Annotated in this window: 17 protein-coding genes; 9 read left to right on the top strand and 8 right to left on the bottom strand. The window is 37.5% G+C overall.

The genetic code is table 11. The annotated features are described in order from the left end of the window. From PHV30_03770 to PHV30_03740, 7 genes are all read right to left on the bottom strand, one after another. Positions 1 to 278: hypothetical protein (locus PHV30_03770; protein MDD5456131.1), on the bottom strand; the 278-nt coding region annotated here is incomplete at its 3' end. 118 nt (positions 279 to 396) lie between these two features. Beyond that, positions 397 to 1,332: an SDR family NAD(P)-dependent oxidoreductase gene (locus PHV30_03765; GenBank protein ID MDD5456130.1), complete on the bottom strand. Its 936-nt coding sequence runs from the start codon at positions 1,330 to 1,332 to the stop codon at positions 397 to 399. Then, positions 1,322 to 1,834, bottom strand: a complete 513-nt coding sequence (locus PHV30_03760; GenBank protein ID MDD5456129.1) for a DJ-1/PfpI family protein — start codon at positions 1,832 to 1,834, stop codon at positions 1,322 to 1,324. The genes PHV30_03765 and PHV30_03760 overlap by 11 nt, the downstream gene beginning before the upstream one ends. 49 nt (positions 1,835 to 1,883) lie before the next feature. After that, positions 1,884 to 2,975 carry an AI-2E family transporter gene (locus tag PHV30_03755; GenBank protein ID MDD5456128.1) on the bottom strand — a complete coding sequence of 364 codons (1,092 nt, stop codon included), beginning with the start codon at positions 2,973 to 2,975 and terminating at the stop codon, positions 1,884 to 1,886. Between the two features lies 1 nt (position 2,976). Further along, positions 2,977 to 3,477: a cyclic nucleotide-binding domain-containing protein gene (locus tag PHV30_03750; protein ID MDD5456127.1), complete on the bottom strand. Its 501-nt coding sequence runs from the start codon at positions 3,475 to 3,477 to the stop codon at positions 2,977 to 2,979. Continuing rightward, positions 3,474 to 4,223: a DUF3307 domain-containing protein gene (locus tag PHV30_03745; GenBank protein MDD5456126.1), complete on the bottom strand. Its 750-nt coding sequence runs from the start codon at positions 4,221 to 4,223 to the stop codon at positions 3,474 to 3,476. Before PHV30_03745 ends, PHV30_03750 begins: the two co-directional genes overlap by 4 nt. A 7-nt stretch (positions 4,224 to 4,230) precedes the next feature. Next, a complete protein-coding gene (locus PHV30_03740) occupies positions 4,231 to 9,135 on the bottom strand; it encodes a hypothetical protein (protein MDD5456125.1) in 4,905 nt (1,634 codons plus the stop codon). A 328-nt stretch (positions 9,136 to 9,463) separates the two neighbouring features. Here PHV30_03740 and PHV30_03735 point away from each other — a divergent pair, with 328 nt between their 5' ends. Continuing rightward, complete coding sequence (locus tag PHV30_03735; GenBank protein MDD5456124.1) at positions 9,464 to 10,321, top strand: TlyA family RNA methyltransferase; 858 nt, start codon at positions 9,464 to 9,466, stop codon at positions 10,319 to 10,321. Between the two features lie 269 nt (positions 10,322 to 10,590). Here the strand turns inward: PHV30_03735 and PHV30_03730 are convergent, their stop codons facing one another. Next, positions 10,591 to 10,989, bottom strand: a complete 399-nt coding sequence (locus PHV30_03730) for a hypothetical protein (protein MDD5456123.1) — start codon at positions 10,987 to 10,989, stop codon at positions 10,591 to 10,593. A gap of 132 nt (positions 10,990 to 11,121) precedes the next feature. On the opposite strand from PHV30_03730, the gene PHV30_03725 reads away from it, so the two are divergent. The 8 genes from PHV30_03725 to PHV30_03690 all read left to right on the top strand — a co-directional run bounded on the left by PHV30_03725 (position 11,122) and on the right by PHV30_03690 (position 25,864). Then, positions 11,122 to 12,159, top strand: coding sequence for a hypothetical protein (locus tag PHV30_03725; protein ID MDD5456122.1), 1,038 nt, complete (start codon positions 11,122 to 11,124; stop codon positions 12,157 to 12,159). A 5-nt stretch (positions 12,160 to 12,164) separates the two neighbouring features. Continuing rightward, the gene (locus PHV30_03720; GenBank protein ID MDD5456121.1) at positions 12,165 to 17,735 is read left to right on the top strand and encodes an AAA family ATPase; all 5,571 of its coding nucleotides are present in this window, start codon (positions 12,165 to 12,167) and stop codon (positions 17,733 to 17,735) included. A gap of 126 nt (positions 17,736 to 17,861) precedes the next feature. Further along, a complete protein-coding gene (locus PHV30_03715) occupies positions 17,862 to 19,025 on the top strand; it encodes an ankyrin repeat domain-containing protein (protein MDD5456120.1) in 1,164 nt (387 codons plus the stop codon). Positions 19,026 to 19,164: 139 nt separating this feature from the next. After that, a complete protein-coding gene (locus PHV30_03710; GenBank protein MDD5456119.1) occupies positions 19,165 to 20,091 on the top strand; it encodes a hypothetical protein in 927 nt (308 codons plus the stop codon). Between the two features lie 35 nt (positions 20,092 to 20,126). Beyond that, the gene (locus tag PHV30_03705) at positions 20,127 to 21,230 is read left to right on the top strand and encodes an ankyrin repeat domain-containing protein (GenBank protein ID MDD5456118.1); all 1,104 of its coding nucleotides are present in this window, start codon (positions 20,127 to 20,129) and stop codon (positions 21,228 to 21,230) included. A 32-nt stretch (positions 21,231 to 21,262) separates the two neighbouring features. Further along, on the top strand, positions 21,263 to 22,408 hold the full coding sequence (locus PHV30_03700; protein ID MDD5456117.1) for an ankyrin repeat domain-containing protein: 1,146 nt from the start codon (positions 21,263 to 21,265) through the stop codon (positions 22,406 to 22,408). A 208-nt stretch (positions 22,409 to 22,616) separates the two neighbouring features. Beyond that, positions 22,617 to 24,206: an ankyrin repeat domain-containing protein gene (locus PHV30_03695; protein MDD5456116.1), complete on the top strand. Its 1,590-nt coding sequence runs from the start codon at positions 22,617 to 22,619 to the stop codon at positions 24,204 to 24,206. A 95-nt stretch (positions 24,207 to 24,301) separates the two neighbouring features. Beyond that, a complete protein-coding gene (locus tag PHV30_03690) occupies positions 24,302 to 25,864 on the top strand; it encodes an ankyrin repeat domain-containing protein (protein MDD5456115.1) in 1,563 nt (520 codons plus the stop codon). Position 25,865: the final 1 nt, after the last annotated feature.

Below are 25,865 nucleotides of genomic sequence, written 5' to 3'. Positions count from 1 at the left end.
TTGGAAAGAAGTCCGGGACGTTCAAGTTTTTCTATTAATGAACCGTTGACCTTCCAGATTTTATTTTCCACATATATAAACTTGGTTACCATCAGAAACAATGAAATATAGTTGGCAAAGTCTTTTGGGATTTTATAATTGAGGGATAACTGTTTGACTCTGGATTTCAGTGTATTTCTTTTGTGGGAAATCTCTATGACATTAGTGCTTATTATATCTAAATAAGATTTTACGAATTCCAGAATTTTGTCTTGATCAACTGTTTGATATTCCGGCATAGTGTATTCCTATTTTATTTTGACCCCCAATTCAGAAAACATTTTAATACACAAAAATGAAATTGGCAAACTTTAAAAATTTATATTGAAAATACTTGATACATTAATCGTGCAAGCTTTAACCGTTGTGTTTAACAATTTGATCTATACCAGATGCTACTTGCCATTCCGGAAAAAAGTCCAAATATGTCTTGATGGCTGTTATATCGGCCAGTGAATGTTTTATGTCACCCTTTCTGCCAGGCAAAAAATTTATTTGTTCTTTTTTCTGATAAGACTTATAAATTATTTTAGCCATTTCCAGAATGGATGTTTGTATGCCTGTACCCACATTAAATGAAGAAAAGCTGTCGGTATTTATTTCTGCTGCCAGGAAATTAGCCTTAACTATGTCTTTTACATAGATAAAATCTCTTGTCTGTTGTCCGTCACCATAGATATTGATGGGCAAATCTTTGGAAATTTTATTCATGAAAATGGAAATGACGCCCGAATATTCACTGTCAGGGTCTTGTCGTTCGCCGAAAACGTTAAAATAACGCAAAGCTACAAAGTCAGTTTTCTTTTTCGCACTCAACTTTTTGGCTGTATTTTCATTTTCAAGTTTATGTTGGCCATATGGAGAAACAGGTCGCGGGGTATATATTTCTTTTTTAGGCAATAACGGATCGTTGCCGTAGACTGCGGCGGAAGAAGCGAATACAACTTTTTCTACACCATTGTCCAATGCTGCTTTAAAGATATTGTTCGTTCCCGTAACATTTACATTATAAGTATTTTTCGGATCACTTATTGATTTTTGAACTGATGCTATTGCAGCTTCATGAAACACCAGATCAAATTTTTCCCGAGCAAAAAGTTTATTAATAAAATCAGCGTTGCGGATATCCTGCTCAATTATTTCGATATTATTTAAACCGTTTAAATTCTCCGGCTTGCCACTACTCAGATTATCCAGAACTACAACGTTGAGCCCGTCGTATGACGCTTCCTGTGCCAGGTGTGAGCCGATAAAGCCCGCACCGCCGGTAATAAGGATTTTTTTATGAGCCATGAAGCCTGCTTATAATAGTTTCAGCAAAAGCTTTGGCGGCGGCCGGCCCATTCCCTGTAATTATTTTACCATCAGTGACGACAGGTTTGTCGATATATATTGCTTCATATTTACCTATGTTATCTTTTTCATCATAAAAGACGGTCGACTTTTTCCCCTTCATAACACCGCTTTGTGCCAGCAAAAGAGGCGCCATACAGATAGCAGTAAGATATTTGTTTTGCGCTACAGTTTCAATAATGATTTTTTTGATTGTTTCATTTCCAATATAATCATAACCACCGGACCCCCCCACAAACATTACAGCATCATATCCGGAGACATTCAGTTCATCGATGGTGTGTTCCACGTTAAAGTTTTTACCAAGTTTACCCGTAGCTATTCCTTTTTGTGAGGAAAAAACCGTTACCTGATATTTTTCTTTAATAAATAATTCATAAGGTACAAAAAACTCTTCGTCTCTAAAACGCTGGAAAGCTATAATGATAGCAATTTTAGGCATTGAAAACACTCCTTTGTTGCTTTAGTCAGAAGATTATTATATTACAAAATTAATCAGATTGCTTGAGTTTGATATATTTTCTGTATTTGAATTCCGAACTTAACTCAATAATCACGATCCTCAGAACAGAAACAAAGGGAACAACCAGCAGCATGCCCAGCAGTCCTCCTATTTCCCCAGCCAGCATGATTGCGATCATAACTACAAGAGGATGCAAATCTACGCTTTTTCCCACAACAACAGGATTGACCAGCAGGTTATCAATGAGCTGGACTATTAATATAGTTACACCGATGACCAGGATGAACTGCATGTTAAAACCTTTATCCAGAATAGATACGCTTACTGCCATTATCAAACCAATAAATGGCCCGAAGTAAGGAATAAGGTTCGCGATACCGGCCAGCATGCCGATAATAACAAAATATTTTACACCGATAATCCATAAACCAATTGTGGTGAGGATACCGCAGATCAAAGCATCCAAAGCCTGACCGCGAATGTAATTGCCCAGCTGTTTATCCATTCTGTACGCAAGGTTCCTGTATAATTCGTAGTACTGATTGGGTATCAATTCATACAAACGTTTTTTGAGGATCTGACCGTCTTTTAATAAAAAGAAAGTGATAAACGGTACAAGGATTAAAAGCATTAATAGATTTATCAAACCTTGAATAAGCATAGGTACATTTTTGAATATATTGAACAAAGTGCTGTCGCTATTATTAAGAAATTTATTTACTACATTCAGGTCTTGCACGGAAATGTTAGGGAAGATTCCGTGAATTTTAACAGCCAGAGCGTCAAAATATTCTTTTATATAAGAAATATAGGAAGGAAGATTATGCTGGATAGTAAAAAATTCTTTGATAACCATCGGTATGGATATATAGATAAAAATACCAACTCCCAGGAAAAAAACGAAATAAATCAGTAGTACAGCCCAAATTCTGTTCATATTGAACTTTATATTCAGTTTGCCGATAAGCGGATTGAGAAGATAAGCAATAATCACAGACAAAATAAACGGGAAAAAAACACTCCAAAATTTTATAGTAAAAAAAATGACGAGTACAATTAATACTACAAGGATTATTATGTCGCGTATCAGATTATAATTTGTTCGGACCGGATTGTTCATTTTAATTATTCTTCTGGCACATATGCAGAAGCTCATTATTTTTTCTTAAACGTTCGCTGATAACACTACCGATATTCCATAAGATTTTACAGGCAATATTCGGATATTCTTCGATTACCTTGAGCAGGTCACCTCTAAAAAAAGAAATAAGTTCTACCGTGTCACTGACAGCAAGGGCGGAGGCTGACCGTGGCGATTCGTCCAGCAAGGCCATTTCCCCGAAAAAGTCACCTTCTTTCAGGCAAGCCAGCTCTTTGACCTGTTTGCCGCTTTCCAGCTGGATTTTAACCTCACCACTGATGATGATATACATCCCGGCTCCGGGTTCGGTTTCTCTGAAAATATATTCGTTTGTCAGAAATTTCCTGCGGATAACATAACGCTCAATACGTTTCAAATCTCTATCGTTGATGTCGTTAAATACAGGAACTTTTTTGAGATAGTCTCTGATGTTCAAATGTTGTTTGTTGAAAAAATTTGTCCATAAAGCATCAAATATCATAATAAACCTCTGCTTCCTATCATTAGTGTCATTAGTAAAATAATAATTAAGGTGCTTTCGATAATAAACCTGCGTTTATCGTATATCAAAGTCATTTTGTTGATAAAATAATTAACAGGGATCAACAAGATGCTCAACCAGTAAAACGACGTTATAAATAACAGTACTATCAAACCTCTGTAAAACATGGAAATCAAATTATATTTTAATTTTTGAAGTTTGGTATTGATAGTCCGGTCATAATAATAAAGGATAACATCAATTGCGTAAGTGGCGTAAATAAAAATAATACCCACAAAAGCGTAAACAATAAAAGTGCGTAAATCCTTGACCAGCATTGCTTTTTGTAACTCTTGGAGAACGATATTCTGTTCCAGTAAAGTCGGATTAAGATTTAGGGGGAGAAGAAAAATTGTTGCCAGAGCGCCTATGTGTAGTAACTGGTCCAGAATAAAATATTGCAACTCTTTTTGGATAATATTATGGCTGAAAACCAGTTTGATTTTGTCAAAAAGCACATGTGACAGGAAAACAACTATTAACCAGATTATAAACAGTAAAGATTTTATAGAAACAGGATAAGTGAAAACTATGGCTATGGCCAGAAAAATCAGGGCATGAACAAAAATACCCCAAATATGTTTAACCTTCAGCCGGAATATAGTGTTGGTCTGTAATGGAAAGTCGGCTAAAGCATGGGAAAACCATAACAGAATAAAAAGATTTAATTGCAGAGCGTTTGTCATACCAGCTTTACTTATAATAATTGAGGTTAAACTCAAATTCAATAGGAATGTTGATTTTCGACATGCGACGTGCCCTGATTTGGTATTTTCCTGGAATATTGTTTATAACAAATGTGTTTTGAGCCAGGCCGGTTTTGTCTGTTTGAGTTTTTTCTGCAAATTGAATAAAAGATTTTTCCGGCCATTTACTGACTTCCCAGTGCACCGGCTCGTTTGCCAGCGGCAGGTGAGTATGCGCATCGGTCAGCCTGAAGCTTAGCGGTATGGATATAAGTGATTTCATTTTATCAATGCCAATATCTTTTGCTGGTTGATATTTTTGAACTATGATAGAGGAGGGTTGAACATTAACATAATAGGATAATTTATTTTTGGAAAAATTAGAATTGAATTCAACAATATAGGCTCCTGTTTTCTCGAAAATGTAATTAAATATCTGCATATGGTTGGTTTGCTGCCATTTTATGTCAGTGCTGATGATTTCGTTGCCTGTACTGAAATTTTTAACCTGAAAAATTACCGGCAAGATATTGTTTTCTATAGATTCATCAGTATCAATTTTGTATTCAAAATTGACGTTTTCATAAACTTCAGCGTTTTTTTGTACGTCATCCTGAGCTGTTAAAGAAAATTTAGAGGAATCATAGGTATTTATACGGAATTCCTTAATCTTATATTTGATACTGAGCACACCAACACCCAAATACTTATAAATCTTTAAATTTTCATAACCCGGAGCATATGCCGGCGGTATTTTTATCTGTGTACTTCCCTGCGCATGCAAAATAACCTGTTTTTTCCATTTGCGTTCGTTTATCTGAAAAAGCAGTTTATTCATCCGCGGATTATTATTATGAATGGAAATTTGCAGAGGTTCTCCCTCAGTATACAATTTTACATTGTCAGAGCTGACAAAAGAAAAAGTCCGTTTATTTAAACTTATTTCAATTTTACTGGTCATTTGCTCCGACAGTTCTTGTTTGGTTATTTTGGTTTCCGGCAGCGTATTGGATGTGGGTGGCTGAATTTTTCCCTCTATTTTTACCGGACTTGTAATGGCGATCACTTCCGGTTTTTCAGCAGGAATAGCTTCGGTAGTGGCAAGTACGCGAAGATTATAAACTACTTTTTTATTCTGGGAGTAAACTTCTATCTGATAATTACCTTTTTTAAAAGGAGCGATCAATCTGGCCCGGGCTATACCTTGCTCGTCTGTAAAGTAAACCAGAGGGTTGGATTTTTCCTGATTATCCGCGGCCTGAGATTTAATAACAAAGGAAACAGGCAGATTTTGTACTGGGCCGTCTTTACTGTCCAGGGCTTTTACAGCAATGACGTCCCTTAGCTCTTCTCCTCCCTTTACCTGCTGATTGTCACCACCAAGTTTGTTTAGAGAATCTACAGCGCTGGCTATGATTTTTATATAGAATGTAACAAAATTCCATTTTTTATTCTGTAAATAATTAGCTTTTATTTCCCTGATACCGGGTTCGTTATCAACAATATAGTTAAAGGTGACCAGACCATTAAAATCTGTTTTGGTCGTGTAAGTTAGGAAACGTTCTTCACCATTTGCTTTTACTATGTAGGACCAGCGAATTTCGGCGTTGGAAACCGGATTGCCATAGGAATCCCTGGCCAGCATTACAAGATCGGTTTTCAGTCGTGTATTGGCTTTTACCAGTTGGTTGTCACCAGTGATAACAGTCGCGCTTTGTACACCTTTGGCAAGAAGATTAAAGGTAATAATTCTTTCGATGCTTTGCTTAAATTCAGCCGGATAAATTTTAGCCAGATAAGTACCGGTTTTTTCCGGCATTAAAATGGAAAATTTTCCTTTGCCTCCACCGTCTGTAATAATATCCACTCCTGCTACGGACTTTTCTGAACCGAGCGGGAAAATATCCAGGCTCATTTTTACTTTGCGGATAGGATTACCGAAGCGGTCCAGTACTTTGAAAGGTAATATTCCCTTGCTTTCCATTCCAACGACAAAATTAGGGGGAACGGTCATTTTTTCCTGTAACTCGATAGCTTTAATATTTATCCCTCTGGCCTTGAACTGATAAAACGCCTTGGTCTTATATTTATAATCAGTTATGTATAAATAATATCTGCCTGCTTTTTCCGGTATGTAAAAATTGCATAATCCCAGCCCGGTATCTGTAAATACGGCCGGCTGATTGAATTTGTGTTTCAATATTTTTTTACTTTTATTTACTCCGTAAAGAAATTTACCCTGTGTCACAATGTTGTGATATTTATCATAGGCTGTAAATTTAAGATTTTTAACATAATTGCCAACCGGATATATATTATTACCTTTTTCCAGTATTTTAATTTCTGTGGGTTCATCAGCCAGAGCATTCACAGTCATTACTTTGGTCAGTGTATTCAGCTTAATTAAGTAAACATAATTGCCTGCTGTTTTTTCAATTTCCGGATAAAAATAAGCGAAACCTTTTTTATTGGTTTTAACACGTACAGGATTTATTTTTTCTTTTCCAGGAACGTTCAAGGGGCTTATATCCAGGTTTAAGTTGGCAATGGGTCGTTCATTGTTGTCCCCTACAAAAATCTCAAAAGGTTTGGCTACTTTTTTGCTGACAGTAGATATCATGATATCGGGTTTGACCTTTAATAAGGAAATACCTTCAGGTATAACATCAATTTTTACCCAGGTAATAATAGGTACTTTCCCGTCATAATATTTCCCCTTAAAATTAATCTCATCCTGCTGGTCGCTTACTGTAAAGTTTATGGAGACCAAGCCATCCTTATCCGTTTGCGAGGTAATATTCTGCTGATAATTAATACCTCTGCGAGTAACAGTATATTCAAATTCGATTTTAGTATTCGGAAGTTTGTGATCATATTGGTCTTTTAGCGAAAAAACTATATCTTCCGGTAAACGCTGGTCAGCAAAAACTTTAATAACCGGAGAGGATAGCAAGTACAGTTGATATTTGCTGGGTTCCTTGACTTTGATCTTGAAAACTGTTTTTGTTTTTCCGGCGCTGGCTATGACATATTGTTCTTTAAGATCGGTTTTCCTGGCGCTGACAATAGCTCTGGCAATTCCGTCTGTATCTGTTTTGTCATCTTTTTCGACCCAGTTTAGAAATGGTGATTTTTTCCATTCTATATCAACATCGGGTATAGGATTTTCGTTAGCGTCAAAGAGTTTTACCCTTAAAGGTTCATCAATCGTTTTATCCCATTCCAGTTCCTGATTTGTACCTGAAAGAGCTTTCATTTTAGCTGCTGATCCCGGTAATACGAGCAAAGAAATACCAGCTTCCAGTTCGGGTTTGTTTTCAACGTAAATTACAACTGAATATTCTCCTATAGCTTTAGGTGTACTGAACTTGGCAGAAGCGAGGCCGGACATATTGGTTCTTATGGTTTTTTCATCCAGGTCATCTCCCTGATCATTACGCAAAACAAACACAACCTGGATATCGGACACGGGATTCTCATATGTATCCTTCAGTTTGATAACAAAAGGTTCTTTCAGTGGAAGTCCAACAATAGCCTGCCTTTCTTCGGCTCCGACAATCTCAATATTTTCCGGTTTTTTAGCTTGTGTCTGCACTGTATAAGTTATGTGTGAAGAAGAATCTTTAAGCACCGCAATGATAAAAAAACGTTTGGCTTCGTCTGCCATGCGATAATCCAGCTTGATCCAGCCGTCATTATTTGTTTTGATTTCGGCGTATTTCGCTGTTACCTGATCATTTATATTTTTTTCCCAGAACTCCACAAGCGCCCCGGGAACCGCGTTACCATAACGGTCGACAACTTTCATAATGAAGGCATTCTTAATAAGTTTTCCAATAGGCGCGTTTATAATCACGCTTTCTTTCATATTTTTTATAACCCAGGGGTCGCCGGGGTAAATGTAATATTCAAAAGTATGTGATTTTTTCCCTGCAACAATTTTCAGCTTGAACCAGCCATTTTTTATGCCGGGCTTCACAAAAAATTTTATATTACCATTGGAATCGGTTATTGCATCGGACGCTCCCGCAAGCTGGGTACCGGTTTTTTTAGAGATTAGCAGTTTTATTTTGACCTGTTTATTTGTTATGGGTAAAAAGTCTTTATTCAGCAATTGGAATTCCAGCGATTGGGCAGTTTCTCCCGCGAAAAAAGAGTTACGATCGAAGTTTTCCCGGAATGTAATATCCGGATGAGTAGTACCACTTTGATCTTTTTTCAGTATATGGTTATAAGCAGATGCCAGTGATGATTTTAGGTGTATTAATGCTTGCCATGAGACTTTCCCGGCAACAAGCGCAAGATGCCAGGAATAGATGGCTGCTTTTTGTAAATTTTTTTCGGTCAGGATTGCCAGTTCTTTCAATTTAATGGCGGCAAATACGGCAAGTTTGGTTATTTTTTTGTTAAGCGGGACTTTACCATAGAGAAAATCGATATAAACGTCATTTTCACCTATCAGGCTGTATTCCACATCTACTGTGTTATTTTCGTCCACAAACTGTCTGGTATTATTTATGGATATCCGCGGCATATTGACATTAAATTTGCTCAGCACTTTAATTTTTTCTATTTTTTTAAATTCATTGGTTATCAGGGAAAACAGTATTTGAATTTCCTTATTTTCTTTGTCTTTGATCCTGACTTCATGAGTTTCAGCGGGATTGATTTTTATTTCATCGGTTGTATAGGTGTTATTGTTTTGGATAATAAGAAGCCGCTGATTGTCCAACAGTAAATCGTTAAGCGCGAAAGGATCCCCGAAGATGGTGAGTATCTTCTGGTCCAGGTTTATACCTACTGTTATTTTTACCGATGAGGTTTCACGCTCAAACAGGTAATAAAATAATGGCAGAAGCAGCATGATCACTACATAGGTAATAATCATGATTTTAATAATTCTTTTTGTCATAGGTTTATCTTGTATATATAAAGATACATCTGTATTACTGTCATTAAGGTTTTTATTATGATCCCCCAAATCCGGTTTGTTTATAAAAATTGTAATACCGGAGAGGGCTTTATAGCAAGGTTTTAAGTAAAAAGAGTGAGTGGGTTGGAGGGTGAATGGGTAGATGATTGAGAGGGTGATGAGAAGGTTGGCTCATATTAATTAAATGTGAATAACCACCCTTCGTCAAGCTCAGGGTGACAGGGAACAATTAGTGTCATACTGAGCCTGACGAAGCATGATGAATGAGAAGTTATAAATACAGGACGAGATAAGTGATAAGTGATAAGTGTTAAAATTGTTGAAAGTTGAAGTTGAAGGCTTAAGGTGGAAAGTGTATGCTTATATGATCATGGAAAAAAGGAAACGGAAACTGACTTTAGCCGAATACTTGTTGCAAAATAAGCTGGTGCAAACTACGGAGGAAGCACGTATCCAGGTTCTTAGCGGGAATGTGGTCAGCCAGAATAAAAAATTTACGTCCATTCATGAACAAGTCAATGAAGAAGATAAGGTCCGACTTAAACAGGAAAAGGCAAGTTATGTCAGTCGCGGTGGCGATAAATTGGCGTCTGTATTTATGGAGTTTGATATGGATATCATCGGTAAAACAGGGATTGATTGCGGCGCTTCGTCAGGCGGATTCACTGATTATTTACTACAGAATGGCGCCGGCAAAATAATTACGCTGGATGTGAATTACGGTCTTCTGGCGCATAAATTAAGGGTGAATCCTGACGTCATAAATATTGAAAGGGTCAATATCCGTGAACTTGATCTGACAAAGTTGAGGCAGCTTGTTAAGAAACATAAAAAAAATACTATGACGACTGTCGATTTACCTGCTGACTTTATAGTCGCCGATCTTTCTTTTATATCCCTTAGACTTATTTTGCCGGCTATCGGAGATATGATAAAAAAGAGCGGTGACTTGCTGTTGTTATTCAAACCGCAGTTTGAAGTTAAGAAAGAGGAAGTTCCTGATGGAGGTATAATTAAATCTGAAAAATTGGTAGCTAAAACCCTGGCTGATTTTATCGAGTTCTGCGAGAGCAGTAATTATATATATGTAAAGGCTATTCCCAGTAAGGTTAAAGGTTCAAAAGGAAATCAGGAAATTTTTTTGCACTTAAAAAAAGATAACTAACCTGAGTTTGATAATGCCGCCTCTTCTCAGGCCTTTGGCCAGCTCTTCTCCGCCCGCGGAGAAAGGGAAGGAAGAAAGACGAAGGAGGAAGGACGACAAAAAAGTCATACTGAGCTAGTTTACCCTGAGCTTGTCGAAGGGAAGTATGGCTTTTAACGGTTCCCTGAGTAAACTCTATTTTACAGGATACGCTTATCATACAAGCCTAGTCGAAGGGAAGTGACAGAGAGAGGCGGAATTAAAGGATTATTTGGTCGAACTCAGGTTGACTAGGTTTTTGAATTTTCCAGTATTTTTTCCAGGATATCGTTGGTTTTACTGGTATTTTCCTCAATTCCTATAAAAAGAATGATGGTTTCGGAAAATGCTTTTAAGACCAGATAACTCAGCACACCAAAAAGAATCGCGGAAATTACCATCATAAAAGAAGCGCTGTGAAAACCACGTATAACTCCGAAAATAATAAAGATTAGTGAAATAATAGCAAAAATGTCAAAAATCAAAGCGATTACAAAAAGAGCGCTATATTTGGCGTTCAGCTGATGGTAGTGAAAAAATCTGGTCCACTTGGATAATTTTTGACCCACGTTTTCCCTGAAATCATAACCGCATTCACAGGTAATAATGGTGTCTTCGTTTTTTTTATTACATTTCGGGCAGGTTTTCATATTACGCTCAGAAATATTCTAATATAAATTGCCAATAAATACTATAAGGTTTTCATAGAAGATGTAATTTTTCAGCAACTATTTTCAAAACATGCCGATAAATTAATATAAGCCAGAAAAGTGGGGTGAAAAGTGTTCAGGAAAATTATAGCAAATATTATAAATGGAATAAGCAGCAAACAACTGCAGAAAATTTTTGCTGCAGCAGCCAAAGAATCAGAAAAACGTGGCTATGAAATTCTGATCAGATTCTCTGTTGATGAGTTGGGAAAATTTGAAAATTATGCTCCCTCGATAAATATTACCAGAAAACAAGACAGAATTGTCGCACCTCTGGTATCAAAATACGCGGGCAAGTATTTTGTTGATGCGCATTACCATCGTAATGGCGATTTGGAAATGTCCTCTACCGATAAAAAAACTGTGAAGAACTGTCCGAATATCTTCGCTGTAATTGTTTATACTGACAACGGTGAATACAGGTTATATAAGAATCCGCATTTCGATACAAATAAAACAACTGATTACGATCCGGAATATGAATACTGCAACATAAAAAGGGTTGCTGGTTTATCTATAGCCAAAATTATCGGGATCAATAACGATCAGATGAGAAAAATAGCTGACAAGCTTGAGGATCAGCTTTTATCGCTGGAAACGAAAATAAGAAAATTCTGTGGCGAAAAGGAAGATGAAAATTCACTACCCGGCAAAATAAAAAAGTGGCTGCGCAATAAATTCGGCAGCGCTGCTGAAGATATTATCGATAATTTGAGCTTTGATGATCATGATTTATCGCATGTCATTGAAGACTTTATGGAAAAATATCCTGATTTCAGAAATTATAAAAATGAGCAGGAATTGAATAAACTGGCTGATATGCTGGCCGGGAAAATATATGGTATCGGCTACGACCTTGATACATCTGATATGGATTTCAAAACAGAACTATTAGATGCTGTTAAAAAAAGCTTAACAGATGGCGGCAAGGATTCTTTTGTGGATTCCGTGATAACGGATTTGAATTCTATAAAACAAAAAAGTGAAGAGATACTGGCTAGTGAAAATCAACATAATAACGGGGCTGGTAAGAACGGAGGCAAGACCGGTGGGTCGGCTCCGGCAAACATAGATTTAGATCAAAACAATAATAATGCGAGAGGGGCGTGAGTATTATGAATAAAATTGTAGCTTTGGGAAATGGGAACAAGGAACTGGAAATCCCGGACATTCTAAAAGGAAAAATAAAAACCTTTCGTGAAAATTACAAGACTGTTGATCCCAATGTATATGAAGCTATAGGTATTACCGAAGTTGCCGAACAGGTACTGGCCAGACTGCAGGAACATGATACAGCCAATGTTTTGTTAAAAGGTCTTCCCGGAACAGGAAAAACTACGGTTATGCAGCACGTCGGCGCCATGATCGAAAGAGGAGAACTTCCCGGTTTTCGAGTATGCTTCATCGATGCCTGCGATTTTTTGCATAATGACGGGAGCGGTACATACAATGACAAATTGAATGCGCTTAAAGAATTTATAGAAAAACATCCGAAAATGATAGTTATGGTTGATGAGGCTCATCGCTGGGGCCAGAGAAACCCGGCCGCGCCGACCATTATTTTTGATGAAATGAAAACATTTTTAACCTCGACTGACAGCCGTTTCGTATTCGCCACAACTACGCAGGAAGCGCAAAAATATGTTGAAGGGCTTCCCGCGCTTGACCGTCGACTAAAAACAATTGTCATCCCGGAACGCAGCAGGCTGGAAACTATTAATATTTTAAAACATATCAGAGAGCTATTTAGAAATGATTCCTGGCTGGAAAAGTCTTTCAAATATTCGGATTTACCGATAAGAATTTCCAACAATATTATACGGTTGATTTATGAGCTTTCCAGGAGACATCTGTCCGGTGCTAACCCGGAATTAAGCATCAGGGTTTTAAAAACAATTATAACCAAAATCAATATTCAAAAAACAGCGTTTAAAAGAAGAATAGCCTCATTCTACAAAGATTTGCTGGTAGATATTAACAATCTTTTTACGGCCATTAAAGAGAAAGACCAGCAGGCTTTTGACGAATTGGAACCGATACTGAAAAAACTGGTTAAGAGTATTATTGATCTGGAAAAAGAAGAAATGAAAAGTAATGGCAACAGAGAAGTTGATGTTACAGAAGACCAGGTTATAGAAAATGTAGCGGAAATGGCCGGTAAGGATAGAAATAAGGTAGATATTAATATAATGGCGAGGTTGGCCCAGATTGAGAAAGAAATGAAGGAAGAAATAGTCGGCGCTGATGAACCAGTGGAACAGCTTATGTCGGTGGCCAGACAAAACGCCTTGGGACTAATGGACCCCAACAGACCGCTTTTTAACGGTGTTTTTACCGGGCCCACCGGTACAGGTAAAACATTTACATTTCAGCTTTTCGCGGAAAAGATGGGTTTACCTGAGTTTTATGTAGATTGTAATAAAATAATGGACAAGTATCAATTGTCCGAGATAGTCGGCGCTCCTCCCAGTTTCGTAGGGTATGAGGAGGGGTCAAAGCTTTTGCAGTTTGTAAAGAACAATCCTTCCTGTGTTGTAATATTTGATGAAGTCGAGAAAGCATGTCCGGAATTATTTGAATTTTTAATGAATATATTGGACCGTGCCAAGAGCAGTACCACAAAAGAAGGAGAAGTTAATTTCAATCAGGTTTATATAGGTTTTACATCAAATCTGGGCGCGGAAGATGTTAAATATGTTGATGGTGTACACCAGTATCTGAAGTCCAGAAAAGCCAGGCAAAATGAGGAAGAAATTCACAGGTCCAGGCTGGAGTGTGTGGAAAAACTGAACATTTTGCTTACCAAGGTAGAAGAGGAAAGCCGCGAGAAACAGTTGGAAGACAAAAATGAGATTGTCTATGGTTTGGAAGAAAAGAAAAAATTATTAATAAGTATTTTAAACAACAGAAATATTGAACGCGGAGAGTATCCTGAGTATGAGGACATCTTGGAAGTGAATATTGAAACAAGAGAGAATTATCCGGATCATATGGTAAAAGTGCCCATGAGAGATATTAATCAAATTATAGAAATGGTAAAAGCGCAGGAAAAGAGAATCAAAGAATTAAGCGGTACTGAGGAAAAAGAAAGTGCTATAAGTGATGAAGAAAAAATAAAGAATATAAGGCAAAATTTTTTTGATACGTTAAAAAACAAATTTAAGGATGCTTATACGCTTATAGAAAATACAAATGCCGCTTACCTGGAAAACCTGCTGGAAACCGGCGATTATCTGCCTGACAGTTTTTTTGACATTATAGCTCCCCTGAATGATTTCAATGAGATTAATCAGTTAATTGATGATTATAAGGAACAAGAAAGAGATGTCTATAACATTGCTCACGGCAAATTGTCCAAACGCGATCAGGAAACAGAAAAGGTTATCCAGGATAATGCTAAAAAAGTTAAGGCTCGTTTCTCCGCTAAATTTAAGCCGGAAATTATTAACAGGATACTGGCCGGTGGAGGTATTACGATTTTTAATCGTATGTCCAATGATATGCTCAGGGAAACAGCTGAAAGAATTATGATCAGGAACCTGAAAAAACCGCAAAAGATAGAGAGAAACAATGATATTATCGTAACTGATGAGGTATATGAATATCTGAAACAGTTCCATGATAAAACTCAGGGTGGAAGACATATGCGTACTTTGATTGAAGATAAAGTCAGAAAACCATTCAGTGATGCCTTAACCAAATTGGGTAAAAATAAGGACCTGGATGTTCTTATTAAGCTCAGCGATGATCCGACGCTGGAAAACAAGATTCTTGTGCTCATATCTGAAAAGGAAAAGCAGGAATTATCGGTATCATATGACAATCCCAATGAAGCTGAAGATGTAATACAGTTCATCATTCAGCAATTGAAGCTGCTGCCCGATTACTACGACGCAGGGGCCAAAATAACAATTGAAGATGTAAGAAAGATGATGAAGAAAAAAAGCATTATCGATCTGGGCAATAAACAATTAATTGAACCGCAAGGCAACATAACCCTGAAGGGAATGATGCCCGAAACCGGTCCCACCACCCCGGTGGCAAAGATTGTGGGAGCAACCAAAAGAAGGTTCCAGTCCCTATATGATTTATCCGAGCCGGCAATGCAAAAAATTATTAGCGGTGAAGGCAGTTTTTTGCGTACCATGATCTATATGGCACAGCTTACCGCAGCTGAACAGACAATTAAACAACGGGGCGTAGAGGACTCTTTTCATTCCATAACAGATAAGAATAAACCCAAGAGCCCGTTTTTACAGGAACGTGATAAGCAACTTCTTAAAGATATTATACCCGGTCTGAATGAAAAAGCCCTGGAAATAAAGTGGGAGGTCAAGGATAATGAAATGCGTTTTCGTATTGAATTCCATGAAAAATTTACCAGGTCCTCTATTTCCGGAATAAAATATTATAAAAAACTAATTGAACGTCTGCGTGCCGGAGAAAAAATTGATTCCAACAAAGAACAGAAAGACCAGGAAGCAAAAGGGATTTATGTGTCCGAACCTTTTATCAAGAACACTATAGAACTGTTTAAGGACAAAAACGAGGCATTTATGCCGATACTGGATTATGAAATTGATCTTAACAACGGATCCGTACTCTGGGGTACATTTGAATTGCCTGAAACTATAAAGCAAAAAGACTGGGTAGACCTATCCAGTATAAGCAGCAAAACACAAAAGGTAGAACCCTTTAAGACAGTGTCAACCCAGGAAGTTCCTGAAATAGATCACAAGAAATATGATAAAGATAACATGGCTATTTTTAAAGAAATTTATGATTACGGAGATCAGGTTTCCAATATGGAAGATACGTTTAAATCATTTTCCGGCAAATTGATGAAATTGCTGGAAAATACTAACAAAGAACAACTTACTTCTTTTCTTTTCTATATGTTAAACGGTAAAGATTTCCGCAATACTCTGGGTTTAAAGGAAGAAATGACCAATATTCAGGTTTTTGATGTGAGCATAAGGTCCATTGCCAGCGAAATTCCCGATAGTCTGATAGACGAACTGCTGGAAGAAGTCCTTAAGCGTTATCTGGACACTTATACACGTTCGTTATTATGGGACATCCTGACCAAATGGGTGCCCAAACCTACCGCGTTAATGAGCGAGTTCAAGCATAAGCTGGAGTCCGATCAACAAAACGAACAGAAAAACAAACTCAAGATCAATGAGAATATTAAAATTTTGAATGACGTTATAGCCAGCATAGAACCTGTTACTTATTCCGAGACCAAGCCGGAAATAGAGTTACGCGCGGCCCAGGAAAGGATTACAGATAAACAGAAAATACTGGAAAAGACAAATATGCTGCAAATAATTAATAACAATCCTTATTTGATTTCCTTAATAAAAGGTGCGGATTGTGAAATTTCTTTAACAAAAACAGGTCAGGAATATATTTTTAGTATTCAGGGAGAGATAAAAGACCATTTAACCATACCTCTGGACAAAGTAAGCAATATAAATGATGAGGAGGATATCAAAAGTCTGCAAAATAACCTGGACAAATTGAGAAATATTCCCAAAAATTCCACTGAATTTAAGCCTCTGGTCATTGAGATTATTAATTTATTGAAAACAATAACGGCTAAAGATAACTTTTTGGAAGAAATTAAAGTTAAGGCAGGGATAATTGAAAGCTTCAAACTGCTGGAACTATTATTGAACAGTGTTTTTGCTCATACCGGGGTTGTTTCCAGTGATGCGGGGCAGTCTGTAGAGACCATGCCGGAATTCAGTTTTTCTAATAAAACTTTTGCTGAGCAATTCAAGAACTGGGCGGAATTTATCAAAAATTTGGACAGCAATGACAACAGCAAGGAAGGTGATGTAAACAGTCTGGAAAATTTGAAAGCAAAAATCAATTATTTGGTTTCAACAGGAGACAGATTTTTGTCTGATACCATGACTGAACTGATATGTGAATCAACATCGATTAGTGAAACCAATAAAACTTTTAAAAAATGGCTGGCAAGTAGTGATATGGTAAACCAACTTGCCGGCAAACAGGTAATCAACCTTGATACCATAAAGAGTATGGCTGAAGCTATTTCAGCGCAGAAGAGAGAAGATTTACAGGAAACTTTTTTAACAATGCTTACGGTATTCATGGAGAATTTATTAAGAGGTATGCTGAAGAAAGACCCTGAAAATCTTGATCTTAAACCTTTGGAAAAAATAATTGATGAGATTTTGAAAGCGGCCAGCGGGAAGTTTTTTGAAAATATCAAGCCTCAGATCGTTGAGATTCTGGGCGGGGTTTCTCAGATGCAAAGCAAGATCGGTGAGCTCAAGGGTAAAACTGTAGCATTTCCCGAAGAACTTTCATATTTTATGGGTGGTGTAAGGAGCAGAGGAACGGAAGTAATGATAATAGCCAATAATTTAATAGCCGGTCAAGCTGTGGAAACAGCCCAAAAAGTCGCTGACCTGTTAGTTGCAGGGTTGAAAAATAATGAGAGTATGCCCGTGAATGAATCGCGCAGTAATGGACAAACTTTAAGTTTCAGAGATTTTATGCAAAAGACCGGAGGAGGCGCAGGTTATTATATGACAGTGGAAAAAGCAGGAGCAGGCAAAGACGGTCAGACAAAAGTGAGAGTAGAAATAACCAATGGTTCGTCCAGTGAAAGCAGTTGGAGGCTTAGCTATACTGGGTATATCGCGAATTAGGGAATAAGAGATAAGGGGTAGAAGATAAGGGGTAAGTCATCCTGAGCCTGACGAAGGATGACGGGAAAATGAATGACGAAGGATGAAGGAAATTTCATCAGAAGGTAGAAATGTGGAGCACAAAAGATGTATAAAATACTGGCAATTAATATTCAGGAAAATTGGACGTTTACCCAAGAACAAGAAAACCTCAAAAAGATTATTACAGAATTATCAGGCGGCGTTTTAGTAAAGGCAGATGAGCGCCTGAAACAGTTGATGCTGGAAGTCGCTTTGCAAGGCGGAGGAGAATCGCTTCGCCAAGTTTTCGCGACTTTAAACGGACTTGAGTTTTTAAAAGCAAAAAGCCCATCAGCTATAGAAACTTCAAATCCGAATAGTATCGGTTTATGGCACAGCTTGCAGAATTTTTCTAAAAATCCTGATCTAATATTTTCTAAAGTTCAGGAAAAAATGCTGGAACTTAAAATATTTTATACTCATCAGGCAAAAGAAAACGGTTATTTAGGTGATGAAATGATGGAGGCTGCAAAAAATTGTGACGTTGATAAGTTAGAGGCCTATTTGAACCAGGGCGCAGATTTGGAATATCGAAATACGGAAAGTCAATTTACACCATTTCGCGAGGTTGTATTTCGTGGTTCTTTACAATTAGTAAACCGGCAAATATGCCTGGAAGCAGCCAAATTATTGATAAAATATGGTGCAGATTTTGAAGCGAAAGATAAATTTGGCTTTAAACCTGTCAGTCAAGCAACGATATGTGGGTTCAACTCGATGGTAGAACTCCTTATTCAGCATGGAATAAATATTAACGAACAGGAAACTAATGGATATACAATTCTTATGAGGGCCGCTGAAAAGGGATATAAAGAAACAGTGGAGTTACTTTTGGCCAAAGGAGCTAAATTAAACATGCGCAACTCTAACAGAAAAAAAGCTATTGATATAGCACGTTCGGAAGGAAAGATGGAAGTTGTAGAAATATTAAAAAGGAGAGAGCAAGAGCTGGGAAGTGAATTCCTACAAGCAGCAGCGGAAGGTAATATAGGTAAACTAAAAGAAGTTCTGGCTGCTGGAATTGATGTGGATTATCAGAATTGGGTAGGAGATACAGCGCTGACAAAAGCGGTTGAAAACAGCCATATGGATGCTGTAATTTTTCTGGTAGAGGAAGCCGAGGCTGATATCGGGGTTAACAATAAAATGGCTATAGGTATAGCTGAATCTAATGAAGACGAGGAGATGACCTTTTATTTGAAATATACGTATAAGCAGGATAATCCGTGAGTAAGTGGCAGGAGATAAGAGATAAGGGGTAAGTCATCCTGAGCCTGACGAAGGATGACGGGAAAAGTGCAGGAGTGCGTAAGTGCGTAAATGCAGAAGTTAGGAAGGTTAGATGATTGGAAGATAGCAGGTACTAAATATGAAGAACAAGATTATAGCGATAAATTTTGTGGAGAGTAGAAAAGAAACCGGATTTAAGGGACTGTTAACAAATACCTTGAAAACGGTTGTCTCTTATCTGAAACCGTTAAAATCGGCAGGCAATATTGCTGATGCCGAGGTTAAAGAAAACGTATTTTCAATTAACGAACAAAAGCAACTATTAATTGGTTACAAAAATGTTTTCGCAGGACCTGAAACCATAAAATTGGTGCAAGAATTACTGAAACAAAAAGAATCGGGTGGAGATATTTGGAGTTTTTTTCAAGATATTGAGTACCTCAGGCCCATCTGGGAAGGTAACAAACCCGAACTTAACAAAAACGATCCTCTATCCAGAGCGGTTACTAAAATTTATAACTGTGTAACAGGCCTGAAACCTGATAATTACGAGGTAGTGGGGCAGAAGCTGGGAGAAGCATTTAGAAGCCTTGGTCTTGAGGATATATCTTCAAGTGGCTCAGAGCAAACCGACGCAGGCCCTGTAATATCTGATTTTTTGAAAACGCGACTGGATTTGCTGGCTCGCAAGATTAATGTCTTTGCCGGTAATGACGCTGCAGGAGTTGTTGCTGAACTTTTGGCAGTTAAGCAGCAACATCCTGACGACGAGAATTATATAATTACTCAGCTAATGTGCAAAATACCGGGGTTGGAATTACTGGAATTGATGACTCATAGAGAGACATTCTTACTGATGGACAGTCGATTAATGGAAAAACCGATTTTTATTGCTTTAAAAATACTCGATGGGTCTAAAAACATCAACATGGTGGCTGAGGATTTGAAACGATATTTTTTTGATTTGGGTTACAGGTTGCCTAAACCGGAAGATAGTCGAGATTTAAGATTATTAAGATTTTTGACGGATACGAGCAGGGACATCGATGGAGGACTCGGCGGATAACATGCGAATGACAAGACTAACGAGGAATAACTTATATGCTGACTAAAATAATATCAACAGAGCAGGGACCTTTAGTTGTGCTGAACAGTAAACTGAAAATGCTCAGTGCTAACAAAAATGTTTTTATTGAGCCCGGAGAAGCTGAAGTACTCATGGAAAATATGCTGATATTAAAACTAACAGGAACTGATTTGCGTGCTATTTTCGCGACAATAAACGATTTGGAATTTTTATACGCCCCGAGTAAAACAGAGTTATCAGACCGGGACCCGGAGAAACAAAAGGCCATGGTATCTGTCTGGTCATGCCTGGAAGGGTTAAATTCTTCGAATAAAGGAGTTGTTCTAAAAAAATTAGGTAGAGATTTTGAGTTGCTGGGGTTTACAGGCTTCAGTAAAAACGGTTATTTGAGCGAAGAATCGGTGAAAGCCTTTAATGGTAACAACTTTGAACTGGTTATCAAACTGCTGGAAAAAGGCGCTGATTTTAATAAAAAAGATAATTTCGATCAAACCGCGATTATTTATGCAGTGCGTAAATGGATAAACTTTATAGAGAATTCTACTGAACCTGATAATCCTACAAACTATGAACATATTAAAAATATTAAAAGAATAATCAACAGCTTATTATCCAGAGGAGCGAATATCAATGATAAGGATAGCAGCGGGAAAACTGCTTTTTTTTATGCTATAGGTTCAGCTAATGAAGATGCTGTAGATTTTTTGCTAAGTAAAAAACCTGATTTGGATATCAAAGCCAAAGATGGCAGTACGGCTTTAATGTCTGCTTTAAAGGACTATAAATATGATATGGCTTTGAAATTAATCGAAGCCGGCGCTAATCCTGATACTCTTCTTGATGAGCAAGACGATACGCCGCTTATTTATATAGCATGGAACTTTAGAAGGCCATACTTGATAGAGGCGTTGATCAATGCCGGAGCCAATATAAATGCCGCTAATAAACGTGGGATTACCCCTCTGATAGCAGCGGTACGGAATAATGATTTTGAGTCCGTAAAATTACTGGTTGAGGCCGGAGCAGAAAAGAGCCTTAGAGATAATGAGGATATGACCGCCTGGTACTGGGCCCGCCATCATGGTAATGAGGAAATGATGGTTTATCTGGACCCGTAAAATAAAGTGATTTAATAAGGGGAGGTTATTAAATGGCTCACAAGCTGGTATCTTTTGATTATTTGGAAAAAGTTCTTGTTAACTTTTTAAACGAACAAAAAAAAATTCTAGATAATAACATAAATATTTTTTCAGGAAGTCAGTCTAAAGATGTTATTCATCAATTTCTATTAATGAAAATGTCAGGTATTGATTATATTGTGGTTCTTGCGAAAACAAAAAATTTGGAATTTTTACGATCGGAACACAGGTCTGAAACAGACAGCTCAGACATCAAATCTAAGGCAAGGACAGCTATATATTTTTGTCTGAGGAAATTGAACCAAGAGAATGCTGATAAAGTTTTAAAACAGTTAGCCAAAAGCTTTGAACTGCTTGGTTACAAAAATAAAGTATATGTGCCTATAAAACGAGGGTATCTGGGTAAAGAAATAAGAAGTGCCATTATGAAAAGAGAGTATGGAAAGATAAGGGATTATTTAAAAGCAGGCGCAGATATCCATGACAAAAATTCCAGGGGCCGCACTGCTTTACATGAAGCACTTAGAGTGTTTAGAACAGAGATAGTTGAAGAACTCATAAATCTTGGCGCTGATCTGGAAATGCCTGATGACTTAGGAGAAACAGCCATTCATTATGCTGCTATTTATGGCAGGCGAGAAACATTGTCAAAACTTGTTCTGGCTGGTGCTGACATTAATAAAAAGAATCTTCGAGGGAACACAGCGTTTTTGGAAGTTATTCGTGTTTCCGGAATGAAAAAGATTGTTGAAAAGCTAATTTCCCTTGGGGCCAAGGTAGATATAGCAGATAAGGAAGGAAATTATGCCCTTACTTTTGCCGCCTATGATAATAACTGTTATCTGCTGAAATTGTTAATAAAGGCCGGTGCAAACCTGAATGTGCAGGATGGCAAAGGAATGACTGCGTTGATGTTAGCCGCGAGATCTGGATATCAAGATATTGTTCAAATACTTGTTAATAACGGAGTTGACATCTTTTTAAAAAACAAAGAAGGACAAACAGCGCAGGATATAATTAAAGACGAATTAAATTACTTCAAAAAACAATATAAAAAGAAAAAAATAAGTGTTGAGGATTTTAATAAATGGAATAAAAAAATAGAAGAAATAATCCGTTTGCTAAACACAGCTACAGACAAAAGTCCGGGCAATTAGCATAAAGGGTTTCAATTTGGGGTTCTTTGCTATAAGTTGCGTTTCCAAAAATATTGAAATAAAAACAACAAATTTCCGATATATATACGGCTGATCGTGATGTGTTAGGAGATCAGTGTTAAGTGTCATAAGTGCATAAGTGCATAAGTGCAGGAGGGTTAGATGGTTGGAAGGTTGGCAGAAATTAGTGAATTGTGAAAGGTGAAAAGTGAAAAGAAAAATTATTTCAATTGGAACAAAGAAACGATTAACAGATTCTATACTGTTACGCCTCAAGCTACTTGAAGACAAAAGATTAAACGTTTTCTTCACCTTTACAGCTGAAAGTTTAATTGACAACTTATTAGAAGCGAAGATCAAGGGTATTGATCTGCGAGAGCTGGTAAGCGGGATCAAAGGCTTGGAATTCCTTGCAATGCAGGAACCACCGGTTGTACAGGAAAAAGATCCGGCAGCCAAAGCGAAAAAATCTATTTATATATGTCTTGATCAATTGAATTCCGCAAACAAATCAAAGGTTTTACAGAATCTGGCCAGAGATTTTAGAGTACTGAAATATCTGAATATTAAAGAAGATGGATATCTTGCCAGAGAATTATTTGAGGCTATAGAACAAAAAAATACTGTTAAAGCTAAAAAACTTATCAGGATGGGAGCGGATTTTCTTTGTACCCGTGTTGAAACCAAGTATGGACCAAAAGACAATATTTTTTTAATTCAGGCTTGCTGGGAATGCGTGAATGTTGTTAAAGAACTAATACTGGTCGGCGCTGATCTGGAAGCAGTTAATAATGACAATAATACTGCTTTGATGAGAACAGCAGGCTTATGGGGCGGTGAAGATGTGCTGGACCTTCTCATAGCAAAGGGGGCTGATGTTAATTACATTAATACGCAAAGAAACAATTATTCCGTTTTAATGCAGGCTGTCCTTGGTAAACATGTCAGGAATGTTCAAAAGCTTTTAAAGTCCGGCGCTGATGTAAATCACAAAGATATTACCAATACTACCTCATTAATGTTCGCTGCGCAAATAGGTAAAAAGGAGCTTTTCGAGGTGCTATTAAAAGGCGGAGCTGATATTAATGCCCGTAATAATGGAGGATGGACAGCCTTAATGTTCGCGGCTGTGAACGGCCATAAAGATATAGTGGAAATGCTGTTGAAAAAAAAGGCTGATAAGAACATTAAGGACGCAGATAACTGGACTGCGCTGACCCTGGCCTTATCCAAGGAACATAAGGAAGTCGCTGGAAAACTTATTATAAGCGGAGCCGAGCTGAACATTCAATCAGGCGAAGAATATCAATCGGCTTTAAGTATGGCCATAATAAAAAATTATTATGATCTGGTGAAAGAGATATTAAGGCGCAAGGCAGATATAAACATAAGGTGCAGGTCTGATTTCCGACATCAGCTTACTCCTCTTATCCTGGCAATTGTATGTTACAAACAGGATATGGCCAGATTAATTATTTCCAAAAAACCAGATTTGAATTTGCAGGATTACGAGGGACTTACGGCTTTAATGTCCGATTTAAAATATAATCGCGGTCAGTTATTTTCATTAATACTTAAAGCCGGCGCTGACGTAAATGTAAAAGACAACTGGAACAGGACTGCTTTGTTTTATGCTATTAAAACCAACAATAAAAAGGCAGTCAGGTCCTTAGTGGCTAAAGGTGCTGAAATAAATATTACGGATAATAAAGGTACTACTCCATTGCAGCTGGCAATAATGGAAAAAAGAACGGAAATTATTGATATACTCAAAGGCGCAGGAGCAGTGGAGAGTTAGAATAAGTGATAGGTGAAACGAAAAAGAAGGAAGAAATTGGATTATTAGAAGGTTGGAGGTTTGGTGAAAAATAATATGTTTGGGAAGGTTGGAAAATGAATAAAAAAATCGTTTCAATGGTTATTTCCAGAACTGCATTGCTTTTGGAAGAATTGGTCAAAAAGGAGAATCCATTCCTTATAAATGGTGAAGGATTTATTCAAGAATTATTATTATTAAAAGATTCTGGCAAAAACATCAGAAATATTCTCGGGCAGGTTAAAGAACTGGATTTTTTATTAAATAATAATGTTCCTGATATTGATGCCAAGGATCGAACCAGCAAAGCTAAAAAGTCCATATATATCTGCCTGGAAAATTTGAATGACAAAAATCAGAAGCAGATCACTGGGATACTGGCGAGAGATCTGATTGTTCTGGGATTTCGTCGGAACTGTTATCTGGGCGAGGAGCTTTATCAGGCTATAGAATTGGCGGACAGTAAACAGGTAAAGGAACTTATAAATAAAGGCGCTGATATTAATTATAAAAACAAAGAGGGTAAAAGCATTTTGATCAGGGCAACAGAACTAAATTACGATAACCTGGTCAAGGAATTGATTAATGCGGGAGTGGATATAAACGGTTTCGAAAAAGGTACATCAGATATTTTTATTGATCATGGCGATACGGCTTTAATTAAGTCCATAAAACAGAATAACGATAAGATTTACAAATTGTTGATAAATGCGGGAGCAGATGTGAATTATAGGGATAATGATAAACATACTCCTTTAATGTTCGCGATTTATTATAATCAGGAAAAGTTTGTACGGGACTTGATAAAAAGAGGCGCGGATATTCATGCCCGAGACAGGGAACGAGAAAAGCCGGTTTTTACATTAGCCGTAGAAAAAGGCAACATGAATATTATTAAGCTACTTTTTAGCAAAGGAGCACGAGTAAATGATGAAGACCGCGTTGGCTGGACTGCGCTGATGACAGCGGCAGAGCAAGGCAACCCAGCTTTGCTGAATATGCTTGTTAAAGCCGGTGCAAAGATTAATCATATATGTAAAAACGGTTGGACACCTTTATTCAGGGCGGTTTTTGGAGGCAAAATTTACAACGTACGTATACTCCTGGAAAACAAGGCTGATGTGCATTTAGGTAAGTCTCCGTTAGGTTCGGCTGTTTACCACGGCCATTTGGACATCATAAAAATACTTATTAAAGAAGGAATAAATGTTAATGTTGTAGATGAAAATTCTATGGTTAAGGATACCCCCCTCATCTGCGCAGCCTATAGACGCCGGTCAGCAATTGTTGTTGAGCTATTGAAAGCAGGAGCTGATGTGAGGCTCAGAGACTATAAAGGCAGAACAGCGTTATTAAATGCCCTGGAAGCAGACCAGTACCCATGCGACGAGGATACTGTACTGGCCTTGATAAACGGCGGGGCGGATATTAATGACAAATTATCCTATGAAACAACTGATTCGGTATTTAGAAAGGTTGTAAGTTGGAAAATGACAAAAGTCGTGGATGTTATGTTGCAAAAAGGAGTTTCTCGTGCGGACATGGAGGCGGGTATGGAGTACGCGAAAAGATTTTTAACAGTTGATGATAAATATTGGCAGATATATCTGAAGTTACAACAACTTTTGAAAGGAGATTAGT

The sequence above is a fragment of the Candidatus Margulisiibacteriota bacterium genome (assembly GCA_028715625.1).
GTDB lineage: Bacteria > Margulisbacteria > Riflemargulisbacteria > GWF2-35-9 > GWF2-35-9 > JAQURL01.
The sequence above is the reverse complement of the archived record's forward strand: the minus strand, read 5'-3'. Positions and strand labels throughout refer to the sequence as shown.

Excerpts from the sequence above, each read along its gene's own strand:
- PHV30_03760 (MDD5456129.1), bottom strand. The coding sequence starts at position 1,834 with ATGCCTAAAATTGCTATCATTATAGCTTTCCAGCGTTTTAGAGACGAA.
- PHV30_03710 (MDD5456119.1), top strand. The coding sequence starts at position 19,165 with ATGAAGAACAAGATTATAGCGATAAATTTTGTGGAGAGTAGAAAAGAA.
- PHV30_03750 (MDD5456127.1), bottom strand. The coding sequence starts at position 3,477 with ATGATATTTGATGCTTTATGGACAAATTTTTTCAACAAACAACATTTG.
- PHV30_03720 (MDD5456121.1), top strand. The coding sequence starts at position 12,165 with ATGAATAAAATTGTAGCTTTGGGAAATGGGAACAAGGAACTGGAAATC.
- PHV30_03690 (MDD5456115.1), top strand. The coding sequence starts at position 24,302 with ATGAATAAAAAAATCGTTTCAATGGTTATTTCCAGAACTGCATTGCTT.
- PHV30_03745 (MDD5456126.1), bottom strand. The coding sequence starts at position 4,223 with ATGACAAACGCTCTGCAATTAAATCTTTTTATTCTGTTATGGTTTTCC.
- PHV30_03700 (MDD5456117.1), top strand. The coding sequence starts at position 21,263 with ATGGCTCACAAGCTGGTATCTTTTGATTATTTGGAAAAAGTTCTTGTT.
- PHV30_03755 (MDD5456128.1), bottom strand. The coding sequence starts at position 2,975 with ATGAACAATCCGGTCCGAACAAATTATAATCTGATACGCGACATAATA.
- PHV30_03740 (MDD5456125.1), bottom strand. The coding sequence starts at position 9,135 with ATGACAAAAAGAATTATTAAAATCATGATTATTACCTATGTAGTGATC.
- PHV30_03765 (MDD5456130.1), bottom strand. The coding sequence starts at position 1,332 with ATGGCTCATAAAAAAATCCTTATTACCGGCGGTGCGGGCTTTATCGGC.
- PHV30_03730 (MDD5456123.1), bottom strand. The coding sequence starts at position 10,989 with ATGAAAACCTGCCCGAAATGTAATAAAAAAAACGAAGACACCATTATT.
- PHV30_03705 (MDD5456118.1), top strand. The coding sequence starts at position 20,127 with ATGCTGACTAAAATAATATCAACAGAGCAGGGACCTTTAGTTGTGCTG.
- PHV30_03715 (MDD5456120.1), top strand. The coding sequence starts at position 17,862 with ATGTATAAAATACTGGCAATTAATATTCAGGAAAATTGGACGTTTACC.